This is a genomic window from Brevibacillus sp. 7WMA2 (assembly GCF_010748895.1).
GTDB classification, from domain to species: Bacteria; Bacillota; Bacilli; order Brevibacillales; family Brevibacillaceae; genus Brevibacillus_B; species Brevibacillus_B halotolerans.
Genome location: NZ_CP048799.1, coordinates 2,797,669 through 2,818,490 on the forward strand (window position 1 = coordinate 2,797,669; position 20,822 = coordinate 2,818,490).

General features: G+C 41.6%; 18 protein-coding genes, 2 tRNA genes and 1 riboswitch. Of the genes, 9 read left to right on the plus strand and 11 right to left on the minus strand.

Translation table 11 applies throughout. From position 1 onward, the window contains the following. Window positions 1-46 precede the first annotated feature (46 nt). The 6 genes from GOP56_RS11415 to GOP56_RS11440 form a co-directional block, all read right to left on the minus strand. Window positions 47-122: transfer RNA gene (locus tag GOP56_RS11415), tRNA-Val, on the minus strand. A gap of 28 nt (window positions 123-150) precedes the next feature. After that, a tRNA-Ile gene (locus tag GOP56_RS11420) sits at window positions 151-227 on the minus strand. Window positions 228-608: 381 nt separating this feature from the next. Beyond that, on the minus strand, window positions 609-2,609 hold the full coding sequence (locus tag GOP56_RS11425; RefSeq protein ID WP_163245658.1) for a methyl-accepting chemotaxis protein: 2,001 nt from the start codon (window positions 2,607-2,609) through the stop codon (window positions 609-611). 408 nt (window positions 2,610-3,017) lie between these two features. After that, a complete protein-coding gene (locus tag GOP56_RS11430; protein ID WP_121472806.1) occupies window positions 3,018-4,127 on the minus strand; it encodes a YdcF family protein in 1,110 nt (369 codons plus the stop codon). 325 nt (window positions 4,128-4,452) lie between these two features. Then, window positions 4,453-6,099: an esterase/lipase family protein gene (locus GOP56_RS11435; RefSeq protein WP_163245659.1), complete on the minus strand. Its 1,647-nt coding sequence runs from the start codon at window positions 6,097-6,099 to the stop codon at window positions 4,453-4,455. 387 nt (window positions 6,100-6,486) lie between these two features. After that, window positions 6,487-7,086: a phosphatidylglycerophosphatase A family protein gene (locus GOP56_RS11440; protein ID WP_003338788.1), complete on the minus strand. Its 600-nt coding sequence runs from the start codon at window positions 7,084-7,086 to the stop codon at window positions 6,487-6,489. 236 nt (window positions 7,087-7,322) lie between these two features. On the opposite strand from GOP56_RS11440, the gene GOP56_RS11445 reads away from it, so the two are divergent. Beyond that, complete coding sequence (locus GOP56_RS11445) at window positions 7,323-8,051, plus strand: alpha/beta hydrolase (RefSeq protein ID WP_163245660.1); 729 nt, start codon at window positions 7,323-7,325, stop codon at window positions 8,049-8,051. A gap of 31 nt (window positions 8,052-8,082) precedes the next feature. On the opposite strand, the gene GOP56_RS23395 is transcribed toward GOP56_RS11445, so the two are convergent. Beyond that, the gene (locus GOP56_RS23395; protein ID WP_003340005.1) at window positions 8,083-8,250 is read right to left on the minus strand and encodes a hypothetical protein; all 168 of its coding nucleotides are present in this window, start codon (window positions 8,248-8,250) and stop codon (window positions 8,083-8,085) included. Between the two features lie 143 nt (window positions 8,251-8,393). Here GOP56_RS23395 and GOP56_RS11450 point away from each other — a divergent pair, with 143 nt between their 5' ends. Both GOP56_RS11450 and GOP56_RS11455 read left to right on the plus strand, forming a co-directional pair. After that, entirely contained in the window at window positions 8,394-8,900 is a 507-nt protein-coding gene (locus GOP56_RS11450) for a 2'-5' RNA ligase family protein (protein ID WP_163245661.1), read from the plus strand. Window positions 8,901-9,043: 143 nt separating this feature from the next. Further along, window positions 9,044-9,487 (plus strand): GNAT family N-acetyltransferase, encoded by a 444-nt coding sequence (locus tag GOP56_RS11455; RefSeq protein WP_121472809.1) that lies wholly within the window; start codon window positions 9,044-9,046, stop codon window positions 9,485-9,487. Between the two features lie 76 nt (window positions 9,488-9,563). Here GOP56_RS11455 and GOP56_RS11460 read toward each other — a convergent pair whose 3' ends face one another. Continuing rightward, window positions 9,564-10,415: a PHP domain-containing protein gene (locus tag GOP56_RS11460; RefSeq protein WP_082457730.1), complete on the minus strand. Its 852-nt coding sequence runs from the start codon at window positions 10,413-10,415 to the stop codon at window positions 9,564-9,566. A 157-nt stretch (window positions 10,416-10,572) separates the two neighbouring features. On the opposite strand from GOP56_RS11460, the gene GOP56_RS11465 reads away from it, so the two are divergent. From GOP56_RS11465 to GOP56_RS11475, 3 genes are all read left to right on the plus strand, one after another. Beyond that, on the plus strand, window positions 10,573-10,938 hold the full coding sequence (locus tag GOP56_RS11465) for a hypothetical protein (protein ID WP_003340013.1): 366 nt from the start codon (window positions 10,573-10,575) through the stop codon (window positions 10,936-10,938). Window positions 10,939-11,847: 909 nt separating this feature from the next. Continuing rightward, window positions 11,848-13,224 (plus strand): hemolysin family protein, encoded by a 1,377-nt coding sequence (locus GOP56_RS11470; RefSeq protein WP_163245662.1) that lies wholly within the window; start codon window positions 11,848-11,850, stop codon window positions 13,222-13,224. A gap of 60 nt (window positions 13,225-13,284) precedes the next feature. Next, complete coding sequence (locus GOP56_RS11475; RefSeq protein WP_163245663.1) at window positions 13,285-15,684, plus strand: UvrD-helicase domain-containing protein; 2,400 nt, start codon at window positions 13,285-13,287, stop codon at window positions 15,682-15,684. Window positions 15,685-15,800: 116 nt separating this feature from the next. Here the strand turns inward: GOP56_RS11475 and fabI are convergent, their stop codons facing one another. Both fabI and GOP56_RS11485 read right to left on the minus strand, forming a co-directional pair. Next, the gene (gene fabI / locus GOP56_RS11480) at window positions 15,801-16,574 is read right to left on the minus strand and encodes an enoyl-ACP reductase FabI (RefSeq protein ID WP_003338777.1); all 774 of its coding nucleotides are present in this window, start codon (window positions 16,572-16,574) and stop codon (window positions 15,801-15,803) included. A 93-nt stretch (window positions 16,575-16,667) separates the two neighbouring features. Continuing rightward, the gene (locus GOP56_RS11485; RefSeq protein ID WP_003338776.1) at window positions 16,668-17,390 is read right to left on the minus strand and encodes a ZIP family metal transporter; all 723 of its coding nucleotides are present in this window, start codon (window positions 17,388-17,390) and stop codon (window positions 16,668-16,670) included. 316 nt (window positions 17,391-17,706) lie between these two features. On the opposite strand from GOP56_RS11485, the gene GOP56_RS11490 reads away from it, so the two are divergent. After that, the gene (locus GOP56_RS11490; RefSeq protein WP_003338775.1) at window positions 17,707-18,342 is read left to right on the plus strand and encodes a hypothetical protein; all 636 of its coding nucleotides are present in this window, start codon (window positions 17,707-17,709) and stop codon (window positions 18,340-18,342) included. Window positions 18,343-18,480: 138 nt separating this feature from the next. After that, window positions 18,481-19,056 carry a GNAT family N-acetyltransferase gene (locus tag GOP56_RS11495; protein WP_096888290.1) on the plus strand — a complete coding sequence of 192 codons (576 nt, stop codon included), beginning with the start codon at window positions 18,481-18,483 and terminating at the stop codon, window positions 19,054-19,056. A gap of 82 nt (window positions 19,057-19,138) precedes the next feature. On the opposite strand, the gene GOP56_RS11500 is transcribed toward GOP56_RS11495, so the two are convergent. After that, window positions 19,139-19,867: a TerC family protein gene (locus GOP56_RS11500; protein WP_163245664.1), complete on the minus strand. Its 729-nt coding sequence runs from the start codon at window positions 19,865-19,867 to the stop codon at window positions 19,139-19,141. Between the two features lie 152 nt (window positions 19,868-20,019). Beyond that, window positions 20,020-20,105, minus strand: a riboswitch (yybP-ykoY riboswitch). A 101-nt stretch (window positions 20,106-20,206) separates the two neighbouring features. Between GOP56_RS11500 and GOP56_RS11505 the strand changes: the two genes are divergently transcribed. Next, window positions 20,207-20,710, plus strand: coding sequence for a hypothetical protein (locus GOP56_RS11505; protein WP_003338771.1), 504 nt, complete (start codon window positions 20,207-20,209; stop codon window positions 20,708-20,710). Window positions 20,711-20,822: the final 112 nt, after the last annotated feature.

Sequence of the window (20,822 nt, forward strand, 5' to 3'; positions counted from 1 at the left end):
GTGTCCTGCGTGTATAAAACGTTGATATGACGCGGTTTTTCTGTTATGGTGATCCGGACTGGGTTCGAACCAGCGACCCCCACCCTGTCAAGATGGTGCTCTCCCAGCTGAGCTACCGGATCAAATTTTTCTGGGAATGAACTATGTATTTGGTGGGCCCTGTAGGACTCGAACCTACGACCAATCGGTTATGAGCCGACCGCTCTGACCAACTGAGCTAAGGGCCCTTATGCTTAAAAGGTTATGTATAACATATATAAGCATTGCTTGTTGACAAAAATAAGTATAACTCATTTTCATTTAAGATTCAATAGTTAAATAAAACTTTTTCTGCTTTTTTTTGTGAATTTTCCCCAATAGCTTATTTTCTATCGGAATATTTACGCACATCAATTTTCTTTACTAAGCTAAGCTTTTCCCTACCAAGATCCGCCAATTCTACCAGCACTTTTGGTTCTGCTGGTTTTGCTGTTTTGTTCATTCTCACATTATACTCTAGGTCTATTTTTGGTAATAAAAGGTATCTCTACATGAATAGTGCCTACCTAACAGGACTTTCCTGCTAGGTAGGCACTCCATATTGCTCCTCTATCTTTTCTACTTTTCTCTTATTCGTTTATCTTAAATCTTTCAACAGCACGCCGCATTCCTTCTGCCATCTTAGTCAGTGCAGTTGCAGATGAAGTAATCTCCTCCATTGATGCGAGCTGTTCCTCAGATGCTCCGGTAACACTCTGTGAAGAGGTCGCCATGCCTTGGGCAATCTGGGCAATCTCGCGCATGGAGGCAGAGACTTCTTGTGCACTTGCCGACATTTGTTCGGTAATGGCTGATACGTCATGAATTTGTTCAACGATATGCTGTGTCGATGCTTGAATGTTAGTAAAGGCTTCTCTAGCTTCTGTTGTCACCACAATACCCTTTTGGACATCTGCATGAACTTTCTTTTTCATGACTTCTGATGCATTCTGGGTCAAGCTCGTTACCTGTATGATAATCTCTTGGATGCGATCTGCCGTTTGTTTGGATTGATCTGCAAGCTTTCTGACTTCATTCGCAACAACAGCAAAGCCTCTTCCCTGCTCTCCTGCCCGTGCTGCTTCAATCGCTGCATTTAACGATAGCAAGTTCGTCTGCTCCGCAATATCAACGATAGCTGTACTCATCTCAGCGATTTGTCCGCTATGCTTTTGCAATTGTTCCATAATACCTGCGGATTCTTCTACAGATTGACGAATCGCTTCCATTTGTTCTGTCACTACTATTACTTTTTGATTACCATTCTGTACATCCTCTGAGGTTTTTGCCGATGAATCTACAATGGCATTTGCTGATTCGGCGATTTTAAAAATACCCGATGACATTTCTTCCATGGTCCGAGCGCTTTCAGATGTAGCTACTGCTTGTGCTTTTGATCCGTTTGCCGACTCCTCTATTAGCTCAGTCACATATTCAACCGCTTTAGAATTTTGGAGTGTACTAGCTGTCATTTGTTGACTTGACGCCGCCAATTGATTAGATGTTTCCTTCATCTCTGTGACAATCCCTCTCAGAGAACCTACCATTTCATTGAAGTTGGTGGCTAATTGACCAATCTCATCGTTCTGATTAATATTCACCTTTTCGTCTAAATAACCATCGCTTACTCGTTTAGCAGCGACAGCCAGTAGTTCTACTGGTTTTGTAATTTTACTTGTCCAGATAAATATTAAGATCGAAGCGGCTACGAGAAAGACAACTAAAATGAAGGCCGTTTGGTTCAGAATCGGGGCAGAAGCCTTTGCATATTCTTCATTTGAAAGGACCCCTGCGACCTTCCAGCCTGTTAAAGGGTTGGTCTCAAAAACTGCTTTTAATTTTTTACCGTTCTCAGGGGAATCATAGTCGATCGAGCCCTTATCGGTTTGTTGTATGTATGTGTATTGCTCACCATCTACCTGATGTCCCATGGCTTGTGTAGGATGGGACATGAATTTGTTCGTACGATCTAGCAGATACGCATATCCTTCAGAACCAAATTTTACACTTCCCACTAGCTCGTGAAGTTTATTAATGCTTAAACTAATACTTACGGCACCCTGTCCATCTGGAAGCGCTTTACCGATATTCAATACATAATTTTTTGTTGTCATCGAAATGACAGGATTATGGATAGCGATGGCGCTCGGATCCTTCATGACCTGTTTATACCAATCTCGCGTTCGTGGATCATAGTCTTGTTTACCTGGGTTAGGAGCTTTCATCCATGCACCATTTTGATTCCCAACTGTTACGATTTCGATCTCAGGATGCTGTTTTGCAAAGTCCTCCATTATTTTTCGAAGCTCAGGACTCTGCGTGTCGATTTGACTAGAGGTAATTTGTAGGACCAGAGTATCGAGATTAGCAATCTCTAATTGGATAATCTGGTCAATTGCTTGGTTCAATAAACTTACATTCGATTTAGCTGTTTCCTCTAATTTTTGTTCCAATTGCCATTTCGAAATGTAGTAGGAGGAATAGCCGATGAGGATTCCCTGTAATATTAGGACAACAATAATCAGGAACATCAGCCTACTCCGCAAGGTCTTTCGATTAAATATACTATTTCGTATGTCTAGCCATTTCATTAGCCTATGCCCTCCCTTGATAGTAAATCAGCCTGACAGTATAGCTGACTAGGACTTTATATCTATTATTTACATCGGTTTTTTTTCAGCCTTTATGTAACTATTTAGGAAAATTCTTTTAAAAAACATTATTGTGAGTATATACCTCTGTATGTAATTAAAGTTAATTATATGAAATCCCACTAAAAAATACACGTAAAAAGAACCGTCTCATCCACAGATAAACCTACAGACAAGACGGCTCCACAGCCTTTTGACTTTTTTACTTAAAGAAATAAAATAACAGCGTGCGCTCTCTGCTAGTTACATCTATCCTAATGTCCAATTCTGTTTTGTAACATCAGCATTATTCTACTAACAAAAGCCTCAGATCATACTGAATAGCTTACAATAAGTAAAAAATAACGCCTAGCGCTGCATACCAGGGTACGCCCAAATTCCGCTTGTTCTCAATAAATCACGGTAAATAACTAACTGCTCATCCTTTGTTACTTTATGGGCTTCTTCCATGGATTTATAATCTAGATATACCATATTAGTGATGTTGCGATCGTTCTTTTTACCCAATTGCTTCGCATAATGCTCACTCGCTTCTTTAAACACACTTAATCCACGACGCATATGACTCGCACTGGATACCAGTGTCATATCCTTTAAGCCTTCACGCTCCATGATTGCAATGGAAAAAAGCGCATTTTCAACGGTATCGGTTGCTTTGTTATCTAATAGAATACGGTTCTTATCAATCCCTTGCTCCATGAGCCATTTGCTCATAGCGTCCGCTTCCGTTACCCCTTTTTTCGGTACACCGCCGCTTACGATGATTTTAGAATTTGGATACTGCTTTGCTAGAGCAAGTCCTGCTTTTAGACGTTCAATTAATGGCTCTCGCATGGTTCCATCCTCTGCTAGCGCATAGCCTAGAATGACGATGGCATGATCTTTTTGTGGCAAGCCTTTTGGTACGTCCTTGTTAAAAACAGTCTGCATATAAGCTTCAGCAGAGGCAAGCTTTGCTGCGTACTCGTTTGCTTTTTTCTCATCTAATTTCTTTAATTTGGCCATTTGAGCATCATACGTTTTTGTATCACCATTAACCTTGGAATAAACACCGTATAACAAATTAGCATTAAAATTAGTAGGGTCAAGATTCAGAATTTGCTTATAGGTCTCTAATGCTTCCGGAAGCTTCTTTTGAATGATTTGAGTAGAAGCTAGTCCGAATTTCAGGTCATTATCAAAAGGGTCAAGCATAGTTGCTTCTAGGTAAGCGTTTTCAACAACATCGTATTTTCCTTTTAAGGTAATCCCCTTAAAAATCTCCGCTTCTGCTTTCTTTAAATCACCACCGTGCCAGTAATAGTACATCGCTGTTTCTTTTAGCTGGTTAATACGGTAGCTTGTAGGCTCATCATTTTTTACAGTAGTCGTACTTGGATTCGCGAATACACTAGACGTTGTTACCAGGGATGCTGCTAGAATTACACTAGCTAGTAATTTTTTGTTGCGTAACATCATAAAAAATTCCTCCTTATGAGCAGCTCTATGTTGTTAGGTTAATCAGAAGCACGGCTTTGCACGATCCTCCTCATGCATAAGGAAAATGGCTAGCAAAAAAGCATGAACTAAAAAGGTAGCAGAAAGAATTATCTACTCACCCTTTAGCTCATGCCTAGTCGTACTAGTAACACGCCGTATAACTGATTTTCATTTTTGTATAATGAATGATATCACACAATGTAAACGCATACAATAAAGAATTTAATTTTTTAATAATAATATCATAATTGTACCATTCATCTATTTTTGCAATGTAATATGAAAAATGTATTACAAAATATACCTATAGCTCTTCCTCTGCATCCTCATCGATGACCGCAAAATTATACCAGACCGACCGTGAAAACTCTTCCCCAAATTCATTTACCCCAGTGATTTCTAAGCAAATGTTGTAAACCCCTGGTTCCCGTGGAGCTTTAAAAGTTCCTTGAATCTCATCGTCTTTTTCCTTAATTTTCAGATAATTTTCCGCGGCCAAAAGCTGTCGATTCTTTGTTTCAACCATGCTAACATTAGCAATTGCCTGTTTCTTAATAGTAGCTTCAGGTAATTCGACTCGGATTTCTCCTCGCTCACCTGGTTCATAGATTTTTTTCTCACTTACTACTTCCATTGGTTGGTCACTCTCTACCTGAGCAAACATAAAGTAGGCATCGTTTTTCCCAGACGCAACAAGCTTCCATTTCCCTTTTTCTGGATCATCAATTTTAAATCCATGATGGATCGCACTTGCAAACAGTTCCTGAGTCTCGTCCCCATCCACGTCAGTCTCAGAGTCAAAGTCACTGTCTCCTAGTCTCTTTGGCGTATACTCCTTGCCTGATGGGCTAATCAGCTTAACTTTTGTCTTTTCATTCGCTGTCATAACATCTACCATCATCTGACTAACTCCGCTTTCCAGCAAGAAGGTATCCTGCGTCTTTCCTTTAATCTTACCGCCTCTTACAATTGTATTGCTCACGATTGAGGCTGGAGTGTTTTCTTCCTCGTCCAATTGATATTCTCTGTCTAATTCCTGTGCAAAATTGGGTTGTAATTCTTTCGAGCTTTTACGTATATTGGATTCTACCTCTGACCATACGTGTTTAGCATCGGTAATAGCAGTATGAGAGATATTTTTCTTAAAGGTTTTAATTCCATAGGGTAAGCCAAAAGCAGAATCAACGGTAACGGCTCCATCGTCTTCACCTGGTAAAACAGCATGGGCGAACCAATACTTTGTAAATATGCCATCATCCCCTGTACCTGCTGCCATATAGGTTCTGGTTTTGTTGATATCCCTATGATTATCTGTTTGCTTGCGGAAATTAGCCATGTAGGAGGTTTGTAAGGAGTATACGGCATCATCTTTTTTGCCTAAAATTTCGGCGAGCCAGGAGAACCACGAGGAATAGGCTAAGTCTGCCAGCTCAGAGCCTTTATTAGGAGTAGCAAGCTGATGAACCGTATGAACATAAGGGGCCGCACCATAATGAATGAGGGCTGCTTGTGTATCAACGCCGCCTTTAGAATGAGCTACAATTGCGATTTGTTTTACGTTGTAATAATCGGCTACTTTTTTAATCACTTTAGCGAGCTTTTCTCCATTGGTATACATGTTGCCGCCATCACCATCAGCATCTCTTAATTGCACAAAAGCAGTGCGGTACCCCGAGTTGTAGGCTGCTTCATATAAGCCGCCGTCTCGATAAAACTTTTTGTAGGTAGCGTGAAGTCCTTGAACGAATAAAATGACAGGCTTGTCCGGCGAAGCGTTAGGCGGAATAGCTCCCGTATACCAATCACCAAAAGCACCATGGGGATTCTCGTCATGCAGAGTAGGAGCAGGGGCGGCTGCTAAGGCTTTGGTAGAAAACATAGGGATAGGCAGTAATAAACTAGAAGTTAGAGTAATACAAATTACAGCATGATACAGCTTAGATATGCGCATTAATTTTCACTCCTCATTCATAATATCACCTTAATTTACATATTCTCCCTTTTGCGTGCAATTGTCAATTATTTTTTGAATATTTAATCAAAAATTCATGCTCTTTATTTTTTATTCATGTTTTCTCGTATAACCTCTTTTTTCTTTCATAGAAAAAACATTATGTTTACAAGCTTTACGTAAATAAAACATCCTGCTTTACCTTCTAAGAATCATTTTATATCTTCCTTTTCCACCTCCATGCTGCTTTCCTTAGAAATAACAAATAAGCCAGCCCTCACAAAAAAAGCACCCTGCCAAAAAACTGGCTCAGGTGCTTTCTACTTTTATCCTTCATGGGAGAAATTTCATAATCTCTACGCTCTTCAAAAAATAATACGTAATGGCTTATCCAGCCTGATCGGAAGTTGCTTGCTGACCTGCCATTCCAATGTTGATCCGCAATTGATCGGATTCTTCTTCTTGCTTTCTCGCTGCCTCTGTTTCTTCTTCATCGCGCAGGCGGTGCGCCATTCGACTTGATGCATTAGCGGCTATGCTACACACCATGTCGTCCAGAAAGGTATTTACTTTCCCTTCTGTTTTATTATCCAGTTGTTTAATAATGCCAATTTTTTGTTTATCTAGATGCCCAAACGTTGTTACAGCAATACTGCCATAGCCAAAAACGGAACCAAGTGCCAATGTTTCATCACAACCAAAAAGACCCTCGTCACCTGCGATTATGGATTGCAAAGGTTCAGAAAGCAAACCTTTTTCAGCCAATTTATCCAGTTCGATGCCCACTAAAATGGCGTGTTGGATTTCACGTTTTTCTAAAACAGCCTGAACGCTTTCTATGCAAGCCTCCATGGCCAGAGTAGGGTAATAGGGCGATTGCATCGCGTGTACGATTTCTGCAATAGCCTCAATGGATACTCCTCGTTCTGTCAAGCTGGCTAAAGCTGCATCTCTAACTTGTTTACTGTGTACCCTTTTGATTTTCATACAGCCAACCTCCTTACACACATGAGTGGCAAAATAATGAATACATCTTATATAGTATCACATTCTGTGTGGGTTGCGACTCTCTGCACTGTTCGATCAGACCGTATTGCCCTCATTGGTTACCCGGTTCAAGCAAATCGCTGTTTTTTTTGCTTCATACAGCCTGCTTTTCTAAAAGTTTAAGCCCATTTCCCTTTTGCCGTCCCCCTCCCCTATACAGTAAAATAGGTTATCCCATGTCTACTTCTCAGACTCCAAAAGGTAGCTTGTCAGAAGTGACTCTCGCTAGTCAATATCTGGGCACCACGGAAACGCTACTTATTTATACACCACCCTTTTATTCACCGCTGTATTCTTATCCAGTCTTATACGCTCAGGACGGACGGGATTACTTGAGCTTGGGACGCCTGCCAGGTTTGCTTAACAGTATGCTGGATAAAAGGGAGATTCAGAATCTCATCGTTGTGTTTATTCCCGTTGAAAAGGAAAAAAGACGCTCACGCTATCATCCTGATGGCGAGGAATTTGATGCCTATATACGCTTCATGGCAGAAGAAGTAGCGCCGTATATGGATCAGCATTTTGCTACAGAGCCATTAAGTGGTGGACGGACACTGATCGGTGACTCACTAGGTGGTACGGTTTCCTTAGCGGCCGCTATCCGTTATCCTCATACATTTGGTAATGTAGCCTCTCAGTCAGGAGCCCTGTATGAATCCTTTTATAACTTAGCGGCAAATAGCCAGTCCTTTGAGCAATTATCTCTTTATCTGGAGATTGGTACCAAAGAAACGGCTGTCTCTACAAGCTACGGAACGATTGATCTATTTACCCCACACCAACGCTTTGTAGAATTATTGCAACAAAAAAAGGCCACCTTTCACTTAGAAATAAGCGAAGGCGACCATACATGGGAGCATTGGCAAGCCCATCTGCCCCAGATTATTCGTTATTTTTACTCGTAGCAAAGAAGATAGATAAGCCCAAATGATAGCTCTATTCTCTAGTGGCAGGATCTGTCGGGTCACGTAATTGAGAGCGGGCAGATCCATTGGTTATAACGGTTTTATCACTTTTAAGAATAACCCAAAGCATCGTAAAGAGCAGTACAAGTAGCATGGCAATTCCTAAAAAAGCATACGTCATCAAAACAGCACTTTTCATATGTATCACCCCCTTTTCCAGTAGGGTTTCCTGAAAAAGGCAAGTATATACAAGACAACCGCAACATTATACACCGAAAGAATTTTCTGTTAAAATAGAGAAAAGCGTTTAATGGGCATTTTATATGAGGAGGAGGGTTTTCCATGAAATATAGTATCGTACTTTTCCCATCAAAAGAAGTGCAAGAAGTCGCTAACTCATACCGTAAACGGTACGACCCTGCCTATGCCTTGGTTCAGCCATATATCCGGTTAAAAGAGGCATTTGAAGCGGATGATATGCAGATTGCTGCCTTGTCCGCTCAATTGGAAGACATCGCAAAATCAACCTCATCTTTTTCTATTAATTTCCACAGGGCTTCTACGTTCCATCCTACTACCAACGTTATTTTTCTATCCTTTCAGAACAAAGAAGCTGTTGAAAACTTGCATGCCAGCATTATGAGATACTTCGGTGATCATCAGGAAGAGTTTGCCTTCGTCCCTCATCTGACCATAGGACGTGATTTAAGTGAGTCTGAATTAAAGGATGTTGTCGATCAGTTGGGCATGATGAAATTCGATTTTCCTTCTGAAATAACAGATCTACATGTACTAAAAGAAGAAGTTGATGGTAAGTGGTCGATTGTAAGAAGCTTTCCATTAGCCTAACTTGTTATTTTCAAATGAAATTGGATAAACAAGGCCTTGCTCGTTATGGCCTTGTTTGCTTTTATAAACAGATTTGAGATGTTGACATCATCTACTCATCTATAGACAATAGATTATTCTTACTATATTTCGGAGGAAAGTAAATGTATACCATTCGCCAAGTAACCACAGACAAAGAATTGCAAGATGCATTGCATGTGCGCCGTGTTGTTTTTATAGAAGAACAACAGGTACCGGAGGATCTGGAAATTGATGAGCACGACCAGCTCTCTGATCCGACCATACACGTTATAGCCTACCGAGATATCGAACCGGTAGCTACCGGACGCCTTCGTTCTCCTGAACAAGGAGTGGGAAAAATTGAACGTGTTGCTGTCAAACAAGAAACCCGCGGGACAGGCCTGGGTCGTGAACTAATGCTTCACCTGGAAAAAATCGCTGTCCAGCAAGGGAACTCAACGCTCAAGCTTTCGGCTCAGCTACAAGCCCAGCCATTTTATGAGAAATTGGGGTATGAGGGTTACGGTGAAATTTTTGATGACGCCGGCATCGATCATATCATGATGAAGAAACAGTTGAATAGATAGTGAACTATCCAAACAAAAAACACGCGGGACAATCCTCTGTTCTCCTGCGTGTTTTTATTTTCATAGCGGATATGATTTATTTTTGTTGTCGTAACGCTGCTAGTCTTCGCATTTTATCAACAGCATCACTAGATGTGCCATAGGCTCCCAGTGGTGCATGAAATGTCTGATTCCCACGGTATCCATGAAAATCAGAGCCACCCGTCACAATCAATCCATATTCTTCTGCAAATTGTCGATACACTGCCTTATCATCTTCTGAATTGTCAGGGTGGTTGATCTCGATGCCATCTAGCCCATACACAATTAGCTCTTCTACCAATTCGTTGTTCTGATATAAGCCAGGATGAGCAATAACTGCCACACCACCAACTTTCTTAATCATGTTGATTGCTTCCAATGGTTCGATCCGCTCTACATTTACATAAGCGGCGCCACCTTCTCCCAAATACTTCCGAAATGCATCATCAATGGATGTAGCAAGCCCTTTTATGACCAATTCCTCTGCAATGTGTGGACGACCTATATTTTTATCATCAGAGGTTTTGCGCCGATAGACATCCTCTACCGTAATATCTACTCCAATCTCCTGAAGTCGCGCAATCAATTTCAGATTACGCAGATGACGCACATCACGTAGCTGTGCTAATGCTTCATGAAAAGCTGGGTCTTCAAACGGAATAAAATAGCCAAGGATATGAATGTCCTTTCCCTCGTGGGCAGTACTAATTTCAACACCGGGCACCACTTCTACTCCTAGCTCCATCCCTTTTTGAATCGCTTCTGCTATTCCTGCTATTGTATCGTGGTCTGTAATAGCAACGGCGTTAAGGCCTGCCTCTTTCGCGAGCTGAACATTTTCTGCTGGTGTCGTTGTTCCATCAGATGCCAACGTATGGGTATGTAAATCACATGAAATCTCCATCATCAATCACCCCAATTTTAGAAAACTTAAACTTGATTTTACTTACTTCTATAGATAAAATCCCAAATGGCTCCTAATCTATAGAAAAAGCAGTCTGAAAAAATGAGCGCTTACATATAACTGAAGTTATAACCGGAAAGTAAGCAAGGAGGGAGTCTTCGTGCAACTTGAATGTAACACTCTAGTAGGTATGATCCAGCCATTGTGGTATGTAGAAAAGACGCTTTTAGAGCAAGGTTTTCATCGGAGCAAGAGCCAAGATTCACCCACCTATAACGCAATGATCTACGATTCATCAACAGGGATGACCTATAATCTCCAGATTCCCACCCGTCATACAGTCCCCAAGGAATGTGAAAACGAGGAAACGATAAAAATTGGTTCCCCCTATTTAAAATTGAAGACGGCCTTACGAACATCCCAAGAAGATCTCTTGATTCCCCGGGCAATAAAGGCGGCAGCGGAACATAAATTAGCTGAAATCGCCGATTATTTAAGCAAACCTCATCAACAAACTGGTAAATAAGGCATTAAACCAGCTCTTTTATCATAACATAAACGAATTTCACTCTACATAGGCGGGGGGATTTTTAGCACATTTCACATCTATTTTAGCAAGCAAATATGTATCCATTTTGAAGTAATATACCAAATTGATTTCCTACGAAAGAATACTCAAGCCTTCCCTGTGGATAAAAGACCCGTCCAGTCTCCAGAAAGTCATACGAAGTACCTAGCTAGACTTATTTTGTATGGTAATCTTCCTTTTCACAAATCTGTAGGTAACCTCTTTCATTTCTTACACAGTTCAGGTATGCAATTGACCCTATCTGTAGGTAAATAGATTCTAACCGTTCGTTTTCGAATAATAGCTCCTTTATAAAGCTGAAGTCGACAATATTAAATGAGGGCATTGCTGCCAATCATGCTTGCCCCAAATTGAGCTGCATGTGAATATGTTTGTATAATGCCATACAAGGGCTGCGACAATTCGTCCAACCCTTTCTTTGCTTTTTTACCGTAGTATATCCAAGACTACATCAGTCAGTCCTGATCTGTTCCCTGCTATCATGATGCCAATGCTAATACACTCTACAGGCATTTAGGGTGTTTGCTCACCATAGCTGGAGCATTTGCTTTCCATGCATAAAAATGGGGCAGAATGAATGAATACATGCATGATTTCCAGAAAAAAGGAGCCACAGCGATGCTTGCAGCTTTTTCCTGCCAAGATTAGAGATATCTGGTTTTGACTATCCAATTCACCTGCTGGTATACTAATGTGTAAACAATTTATATAAACTTTCTATTTTCCTTGGCATTTAAATATGTCATCTTTTGTCCAAACGTTCATAATCTACAACATCATATATAAATTCAACGAAAGATGGAGGTGAGTTCTCCCTTTCTACAAGCTAGAAGGTGGAGAAACCATTTGGACAGTATACCGATAGATCCGTCGAACCTACTGTTAATAGCAGGCCAAGTATTTGTAGCTATCCTGTTGGTTCTTTTAAACGGATTTTTCGTTGCAGCCGAGTTTTCCTTGGTAAAAGTGCGTCAAACGCGCTTAACCCAATTGGTTAACGAAGGTAGCAAAAGCGCCGTTTACGCGCAAAAGGTAACACAACAACTAGACGCTTATTTATCCGCTTGCCAATTGGGGATTACACTCGCATCCTTGGCACTTGGCTGGGTCGGGGAACCAGTGATTGGCAATCTGATTGTCAAACCACTCCTTGGTCACTGGATTGCGTCTGAGGCTCTTTTACACTCTATTTCCATTGCGATTGCATTCGGTATTATTACCTTTTTGCACATCGTTCTTGGAGAATTGGCACCAAAGTCGGTCGCCATCCAAAAAGCGGAATCAACCTCACTACTGGTGGCTGCTCCGCTCATGTTCTTCTACAAAATCAGTTATCCAATCATTTGGGTACTGAATGGTGCAGCAACTTTTTTATTGCGCCGTTTGGGCATTCAGCCAGTTTCTGAAAATGAGACGGCCCATACAGAAGAAGAAATTCGTTTGTTGGTAAATGAAAGTCACAAAAGCGGTCACATTGATGTCGAAGAAATGGAGCTTGTGGATAATGTTTTTGATTTCTCCGAACGTCTTGCACGTGAAATCATGATTCCACGAATTGACATGATCTGCTTATATGATGACAATACCTTTGAGGAAAACCTGCAAATGATTCGTGATCAACGTCATACTCGTTTTCCTGTCGCTCATAACGACAAAGACAGAATCATTGGTTTTGTGCATACTTCAGACTTCTATCTAGCAGCTCTCACAGAAGGAAAAGCTAATTTGCATGACTTTTTGCGTCCTATCTTAACGGTACCAGAGTCCATGGAAGTGAGCCACGTTCTGCGACTGATGCAAAAGCGCCGTTCACAGATCGCAATCGTCATTGATGAATATGGTGGTACTGCTGGATTCATTACCATGGAAGATATCCTAGAAGAGATCGTAGGCGAAATTCAGGATGAATTTGATACATTTGAGCGTCCTGAAATTGAGACCAAAGCGGAAAATATTTTATCGGTATCTGGTAAAACATTGCTCACCGACTTGAATGATATCTTGCCGATCGAGCTGGTTTCCGATGATGTGGATACAATTGCAGGTTGGGTATACAGCCAATTAAGTGAAGAAGTGACGGCTGGAAAGTCTGTTCTCTATAATAACTTTAAGTTTACGATTACAGAATTCGATAACCACCGAATAAATAGAATTGCCATTGAACAGCTTGAAGTAGAGCCAGCACAAGAAGATTCGTCTGGCGATATCCTATTGCAAGCCTGATAACTGGAATGTCCCTCTATCATTGAGGGACATTTCCGTTTGTATAGGAGTGAATCTATATTGAATATTGCCAAGTACAATGATGAGTTGCTTTTGTTACGCAAAGACAACTATGCAAAAATTCCCACTTGGCGCATGTATGCGAAGCAAGGGGAACTCTCATGCCCTGTTTGTGGACAACCTGTTCAGATCGTTGCTGGCATAAGCCGTAAGCCATTTTTTACTCATGTACATACTGCTCCCTGTTCACTAGACGAACTGGATAGCTACTTACAACAAGCGTTGGTCACGACAGAATTAGCAGCTGCGAGCAGCAATAGTACAACTAAAGCAAAACAGTCTACATCAGCATCAGGTCTGGAATCTGTACAAGCCTCTGCTAATCATGATCAATCCAATGATTCAATAGTCGGTGGTTTTCGCTTACCTAAAGGACGCAGCATTACACCTCCAGCAACGGCTGTGACACAGGCGCCCACTACACCTGTTAAAAGCTTCCGTACCCTGATTGCACCAAAACAACGCACACAGGTATTGGAAGAACGTTATCATTCAGATCTACATCCTGCACAAGAGCAGGCTGTTACTTGTACCGAGGGGCCCTTATTAATTCTCGCAGGTGCTGGCAGTGGCAAAACTCGTGTTATGACTGCCCGTACTGCCCATTTAATTACAAAGATGAATATTGACCCACGCTCTATCATGGTGGTCACCTTTACTACCAAAGCAGCCGGAGAAATTAAACATCGTTTAATGAAATCTTTGCCTTCCCATCAGGCATCAGCTTTGATTGCAGGTACCTTCCATAGCTTATTTTACCGAATGTTATTATTTCATCAGCCTGAACGCTGGGATCAGCAACGTTTGTTAAAGCAAGAATGGCAAAAGCGTAAATTTTTACGTGAAACTGGCGCTATTGCACAGATGGAGAATCCGATAGTCAAGGAGTCGGATTTTGAGGCAGTCTTGAGTATCATAAGCCGTTGGAAAAATGAATATATCACCACTTCCGATGCCCAGCTATTGTCAGCGGACAGTCCGGAAGAAAAGCAAGCACAGGAACTATACCCTCTCTACGAAAAGCTAAAAAAACAGCACGGTTGGTTTGACTTTGATGATATGCTAATTGGCTGTTATGAAATGCTAAAAGACGATCCGCATATCTTGTCGTTGTATCAGGGACGCATCCGATACATTATGATTGATGAGTTCCAAGATATTAACCGCGTTCAATATGAAACAGTAAAGTTACTGGCTGCTCCTGAAAACAATCTCTGCGTAATTGGAGACGATGATCAGTCTATTTATGGCTTTCGGGGCAGTGATCCACGCTATATTCTTGGTTTTACCGCTGACTATCCTAATGCAAAGACCATTTCATTAGAAGTAAACTATCGTTCTCGCTCTTCTATCGTGGGTCTTGGCTACTCCCTGATCGGGAACAATCGTACTCGCTGGAAAAAGGAACTAAAGTCATTTCACCGGGAAGAAGGCTCTTGCTACCTCTTCCAGCCAGCGGATGAAGAGGAACAAGCATCCCGGATCGTGGATGAAATTAAGCTGCGTATAGAAAATGGAGCAGAGCCTCACCAATTTGCGCTGTTGTTTCGTACCTACGAGTCTACACGCCCTTTGCTAGAACGTCTGAGCGAGGCAGATATTCCATTCTCCTTTACACGAGAGGATGAGCCTTTCTATAACAAACAAGTGATTCGCTGGGCACTCGGTTACCTGCGACTGGTGGTAGATCGTGAAAATGAATCGGCGCTGCGAGAAATATTGCCTACGCTTTATCTATCACCAACCGTTTGGAACGATATTCGAAGTCAATCGATCTTAAATAATTGTTCGCAGTTAACCGTGCTTCCCGAATTAACCCATCTAAAAACCTTTCAACGGGCGCAAATGCGTAAAGTAATAGATACGCTACATAGCTTATATAACGCTACTCCCGTTCATGCACTTGAAACGATTTATGAGGACCTTAAGCTACGTGATTACGTAAAAAAGCGTGATAAAGATCGTCCAGAACGGGATCAGGAACGCTCCACAGATGAATTGCGTCAGTTATTGGTGTCAGCGAAACGTCATACTAGCATTCAAGATTTCCTCATTTATATTGATGAGATGATAAAAAAGGAAGCTGAATGGCGCAAGCAGCCACAAAACAATCACAATGCCGTACAGATGCTAAGTATTCATCGAGCAAAGGGCTTAGAATTCGATACTGTCTTCTTAGTGGATGTGGTAGAAGGGGCAATCCCTCATGATTTTGCTATGGATCAAGCACGCCAAGGGAACAAGGACGCTATCGAGGAAGAGCGTCGCCTCATGTACGTAGCTGTTACACGTGCAAGACATGATTTATTTATTGGTGTACCTACTGAGAGATTCGGTCGTAAAACACGTATGTCCCGCTTTGTTTCGGAGATGGGGCGAGGAAAAAAAGAACCAGAATAGAACCATGTTACGATAAAGAATACCCCCTATGCTAGCCGGCATAAGGTTTTGTTCTAAGCGCAGAACTGAACTTTACTTTCACGGCAATCCATAGGGGGTTCTTTTAGTAGTCTAGCTTAACGACCGATGATATTGTAGCCAGCGTCAACATGTAGTACTTCACCAGTAATACCACGAGACATATGGCTCATTAAGAATAAAGCAGTGTCGCCTACATCTGTTTGATCAATCGTACGACGTAAAGGAGCCTTTTCTTCAATTTCTTTGATGATCGCATTAAAGCCGCTAATCCCTTTTGCAGCTAATGTACGGATTGGACCAGCAGAGATCGCATTTACGCGAATGTTATCTTTGCCAAGATCACTTGCCAAATAACGTACACTCATATCGAGAGCCGCTTTAGCTACACCCATCACGTTGTAATTGGAGATTACACGCTCACCGCCAAGATATGTCAACGTAACAATACTACCGCCCTCTGTCATTAACGGACGAGCTTCGCGAGCTACCGCTACCAGAGAATACGCACTGATGTCATGTGCTAACGCAAATCCGTCACGGGAGGTATCAACGAATTCACCGCTTAGATCTTCCCCTTTAGCAAATGCGATACAGTGAGCGATGCCATGCAATACTCCTACTTTTTCTTTAATAGATTGGAATAATGCTGCTACCTCTTCATCCTTGGTCACATCGCAGTTGTACAATAGCTGCTCAGGCTGATCCAACGTTGCAGCCAAATCCTCTACATTCTTTTTCAATCGCTCTCCCTGATATGTGAAAATCAGGTTCGCTCCCGCTTTCGACAAGGACTGGGCAATTCCCCACGCGATACTGCGATGATTCGCTACACCCATAACCAAAATATTTTTACCTTGCAATAAATTCATATGTAAAAACCCCTTTCTTTCCCAACATACTCCAAACATTATAACTTATATTAGCTTGTTCTACGAGTTATCGCTAGTAGTTTGATTCGTCATTTAGTGAGGATGTGTATGAAAAAAAAGTGAAAAAACCATGTAAAGTAGCATAGATACACAAAAATAAAGGCTTAATTTAGGATAATTTCGGTTTTGTATAAGAGGGACTAAGTGACTCGCTGCTACATATAAAAATACCCCAGCTGACAAAGCTAGTCCCGCACTCGTCCATGCTTCGGAAATCCAATGTCCGGCCAGACGCAAGGTCATAGCTCCAAGAATGGTAGCCCCACATAAACCAAGTCCCCCAAGCAAGGCCATTCCACGTTTACCTGTAGCTGCTAGCAATAGTGAGGATACCGTAATTCCATCAGGCAATCGGTGCAGGATAAGCGCTATGAGTAATGGAAAAGCAAGACCTGCATCCTTATCCAATCCTGCTGCGATCGAAAAACCTTCAAAAAAGGCATGCATAAAAAATCCAAAGCTTATGCCGATCAGGTTATTCGTATGTGGCCTTCCTTGGTCGTGTCGAATGCTTTCTAGTAGGAATAGTAGCATAAAGCCTACCAATACCAGTGGCAGAAATTGATGTGCATCTTCTACCATTGCATGTGGCAGAAGATCCAAAACGGTTAAACTAAGTAAAATGCCGCCTCCTAGGCTAATCATCACAAATAATGCCTGCTCGGACCACTGTTTGCGAAAACAGATGGTAAAACTGCCAAGCAAACTAGCAGCGCAAACCAGTAACAACAGAATTGATATTGGAGGATGCCACATTATTTCATGCCCTGCCTTCCTTATCCACAATCGGACAAACTGTTGATCTGATTCATTTTACGCTTACTGATAGATAGTTATGCTCCTCTGTTCTTGTCAAAGCTAGACATCCATCCCTATACTTGTCCAAATTCGCCGAAAGATCACTAGTTTTTAGAACCTTTGTCGATTGCCTTTTTCCGGGAAAAATAGGTGCTATAATACCTGTAGAAAATGGAACCAACATCTATTCAGCACGTCTTTGTCCTGTTGTATTTTGGCTGGTCACAAATGTCTAAAAATCTGCTTTGAGGAATTACGATTGGAGAGTGATCACATGAAGCAAATGCTGCATACTTGGATGGCTTCTAAAGAAGTAGCGGAAAAGTTAGACCTGCATGTTCGGACCTTGCGTAATTGGCTAGACTTATTCGTACCGACAAGCCAACGACAAAAAAATCCACAGGGACATTATTTAATTAGCACAGATGGTTTCACGCTGCTGCAAGAAGCAAAAAAACGCAAAGATTCCGGGAACAGCTCCCTAAAAGAGATTCAGCGGGACATGCTGGAGGAAGGCATCCTTCCTGTTGAAATCTTAGATAATGAAGTAGCAGCAAACGGGGAGACACAGGTTAGCGGATCGAAAGCATTACCTAGTCAGCCTCTTACAAATGCCCTTCGAGAGGTTGAAATAACCGTACAGGATACACTTCTTCAATTCCAAAAAGAAATAAGTCAACTATCCACGCTGCCACAGCTGCAGGCTTCTATATTAGAAAAAATCGCTGAAATTGAAGAGAAACAAGAGGCTCTTCGTTTGGAAATGCGCCGTGTGACGTTTGAAATGGATCTCATGCATCAGCGCCTGACACGTCGTAAGCAACGCTCCAACCGCTATGAAAGCAGATGGTCACTTAATCCTTTTCGCTGGTTTACCCGCAGTAACAACCATAGTGTCATTTCAGAGTAGAGACCCTTGTCTTTATTCAGGTCCGGCATAAGCCGGTATTTTTTTTGACTTTGCTCTATTAGCTCTCTATCTTATAATGATAAAAGATTATCACTTTTGCAAAAAAATTTTTCCGAATGCTGGATAGGAGGAACAAACATGTATGTACAAATAAAAAATCCTGCCCTCCAAAATATGATTCTTCGCGATCTTCAACCAGAGGATATCCCCCTCATCTGGCACTATAACTACGCGGCTATTGACCGGGAGTTTCAAAATTGGAATGGGCCTTATCAGCCTGTTGACTATGTACCTGTAGAGGAATACGAAAAACGGTATCATGAGGATTTACTCCTAGTAAACACAACTATTCCCCGCAGGAATCTAGTGATTGAAATCAATGGAGAGCTAAAAGGTACGGTAGGTCGTTACTGGGTAGACAAAGCGACTAATTGGTGCGAGATAGGCATTGTCATTTATGATTCATCTTATTGGTCTGGCGGTTACGGAACCGTTGCTTTTCAATCGTGGATTGATTATTTGTTTACTGAAATGGATGTGGTTCGTCTCGGAATCTCGACATGGTCAGGCAACGAACGGATGATGCGTCTAGCCCAAAAATGTGGGATGCAAGAGGAAGGGCGAATACGACAAGCAAGAATCGTCCGTGGTGCATATTATGATTCTATCAAAATGGGGATGTTACGCAGTGAATGGCAGACTCGGACCCCCTAGACAACACTCCCTTTTTCAAAAAATAGAAGAGCCACGGAGCATGACTGCTCCTGTGGCTACTTTTTACGATCCGGCATTCTTTTTACGATCCGATATTTACTTCATGATGAGAACTCTTTTCTTCATGCATAATTTGGTTGGCCCTGGCTTTTTTCGCCATCCGATTACGTTGCCAGTAACCAGCTACGATTACTCCTACGATAATAACGCCTTTCAGTAGATAGCTTATCCAAGGATTCGCATCGAAGAACGGTTGTAGATGAGCCTCATGCGTAATCATTTTAGCTGCTGCTAAGGCTAGAATTCCTGCCCCTACATAAGGAATCCATGCATAGCGATCCATCGCCTTGAGGATTAATGTGCTTCCCCATACCATGATTGGTACACTAATTAGTAAGCCAATAATAATGAGCAACATATTACCATGAGCAGTGCCGGCAATTGCTACAACGTTATCAATTCCCATTGTTACATCAGCGATCACAATCGTTCGAATCGCTGCCATTAACGAATTTCCAGCTTTGATACCCTTTTCATGCCCATCTTCCACCAATAGATTATAAGAAATCCAAACCAGCAAAAGACCTCCGATAACAAATAAGAATGGAATTTGTAACAAATAAGCTGCTGCAATCGTTGCAATTACACGAACAACTACAGCTAACCCTGTTCCCCAGAAAATCGCCTTTTTCTTTTGCTCCAACGGCAGGTTTCGGCTTGCCATGGCAATGACTACTGCATTGTCTCCACCAAGCAAAATGTCAATAGCAATGATCATCAGTAACTGAATAATAAATTCTGTCTCAAACATAATTTCTTCCCTCCCTGCCCTTCACGTGGGCTCATCTTACCCTTGAACGCCTTACTTTGATCTTTTGCTGGTTCTTCATGAAAACGTCATGATTGACAACAAAAAAGACCTTTACCTACGTACATATCCTGTACATAGGCAAAGGTCTTGCTAACAACGATCAGTTGCCAACAAAGCCGAGGATATACATCCTGTAATGACGACTTTGCTGTAAAAGCTACTCCCCTTTGACTGAGAGTTGCGTTCTTTTAAGTTTTATATTGTCATCATACGAGTAACTCCACTTGTTGTCAAGCATCCTTTTCAGTATGATGGATGAGTAAGGAGGAGGAGACAAAAGTGAAGAAACCATTTGTGATTGAAGCCATCATGCTAGCTATATATGGCAATTTACTAGTGCCAAGCGAGCCTGTCGAATATCTCATCCCTTCTTCTACTCTCCGTGAACTGGACGAATTTATCGGAAATTCTAGTCCCATCATGCATGACCCGGAAGAAGAGCAACGGGTAAGGGAAATTATTGGTGACATGCTCCAATATTTCAGCAATCCGTTTCGACGTAAAATGATGGAAAAATCATTGGTAGCACCATGGTCTACTGTTACCTTTGAACATAGTGATACTGTTCACTTTACCGTTGTAAAAGCGGAGGATACCGCCATGTGGGGAGAGATTTTTGACCCCATTGAAACAGAATTAATCTTAACAGCAATGAAATGGGACGTTCCTCTGATTACTGATCAAACCGAATGGCAGGATCGTTTGCTGGAATATGTGATTCCGATTCAATTTTATGATATTGAGGACTTCGATTTTGCCGTGGAGCCTAATCTCTATCTATAGAGAAAAAGAAAAGGCTTATCCTTTTTCTAAAATGGATAAGCCTTTAGCGTGTAGACACCCTCAGATACAAAGGTCTACACGCTTTTTATTGGCCGTAAAAAGTGGCTATGTT

Coding starts and splice junctions, on each gene's coding strand:
- GOP56_RS11425 (WP_163245658.1), bottom strand. CDS start 2,609: ATGAAATGGCTAGACATACGAAATAGTATATTTAATCGAAAGACCTTG.
- GOP56_RS11430 (WP_121472806.1), bottom strand. CDS start 4,127: ATGATGTTACGCAACAAAAAATTACTAGCTAGTGTAATTCTAGCAGCA.
- GOP56_RS11435 (WP_163245659.1), bottom strand. CDS start 6,099: ATGCGCATATCTAAGCTGTATCATGCTGTAATTTGTATTACTCTAACT.
- GOP56_RS11440 (WP_003338788.1), bottom strand. CDS start 7,086: ATGAAAATCAAAAGGGTACACAGTAAACAAGTTAGAGATGCAGCTTTA.
- GOP56_RS11445 (WP_163245660.1), top strand. CDS start 7,323: ATGTCTACTTCTCAGACTCCAAAAGGTAGCTTGTCAGAAGTGACTCTC.
- GOP56_RS23395 (WP_003340005.1), bottom strand. CDS start 8,250: ATGAAAAGTGCTGTTTTGATGACGTATGCTTTTTTAGGAATTGCCATG.
- GOP56_RS11450 (WP_163245661.1), top strand. CDS start 8,394: ATGAAATATAGTATCGTACTTTTCCCATCAAAAGAAGTGCAAGAAGTC.
- GOP56_RS11455 (WP_121472809.1), top strand. CDS start 9,044: ATGTATACCATTCGCCAAGTAACCACAGACAAAGAATTGCAAGATGCA.
- GOP56_RS11460 (WP_082457730.1), bottom strand. CDS start 10,415: ATGATGGAGATTTCATGTGATTTACATACCCATACGTTGGCATCTGAT.
- fabI (WP_003338777.1), bottom strand. CDS start 16,574: ATGAATTTATTGCAAGGTAAAAATATTTTGGTTATGGGTGTAGCGAAT.
- GOP56_RS11485 (WP_003338776.1), bottom strand. CDS start 17,390: ATGTGGCATCCTCCAATATCAATTCTGTTGTTACTGGTTTGCGCTGCT.
- GOP56_RS11490 (WP_003338775.1), top strand. CDS start 17,707: ATGAAGCAAATGCTGCATACTTGGATGGCTTCTAAAGAAGTAGCGGAA.
- GOP56_RS11495 (WP_096888290.1), top strand. CDS start 18,481: ATGTATGTACAAATAAAAAATCCTGCCCTCCAAAATATGATTCTTCGC.
- GOP56_RS11500 (WP_163245664.1), bottom strand. CDS start 19,867: ATGTTTGAGACAGAATTTATTATTCAGTTACTGATGATCATTGCTATT.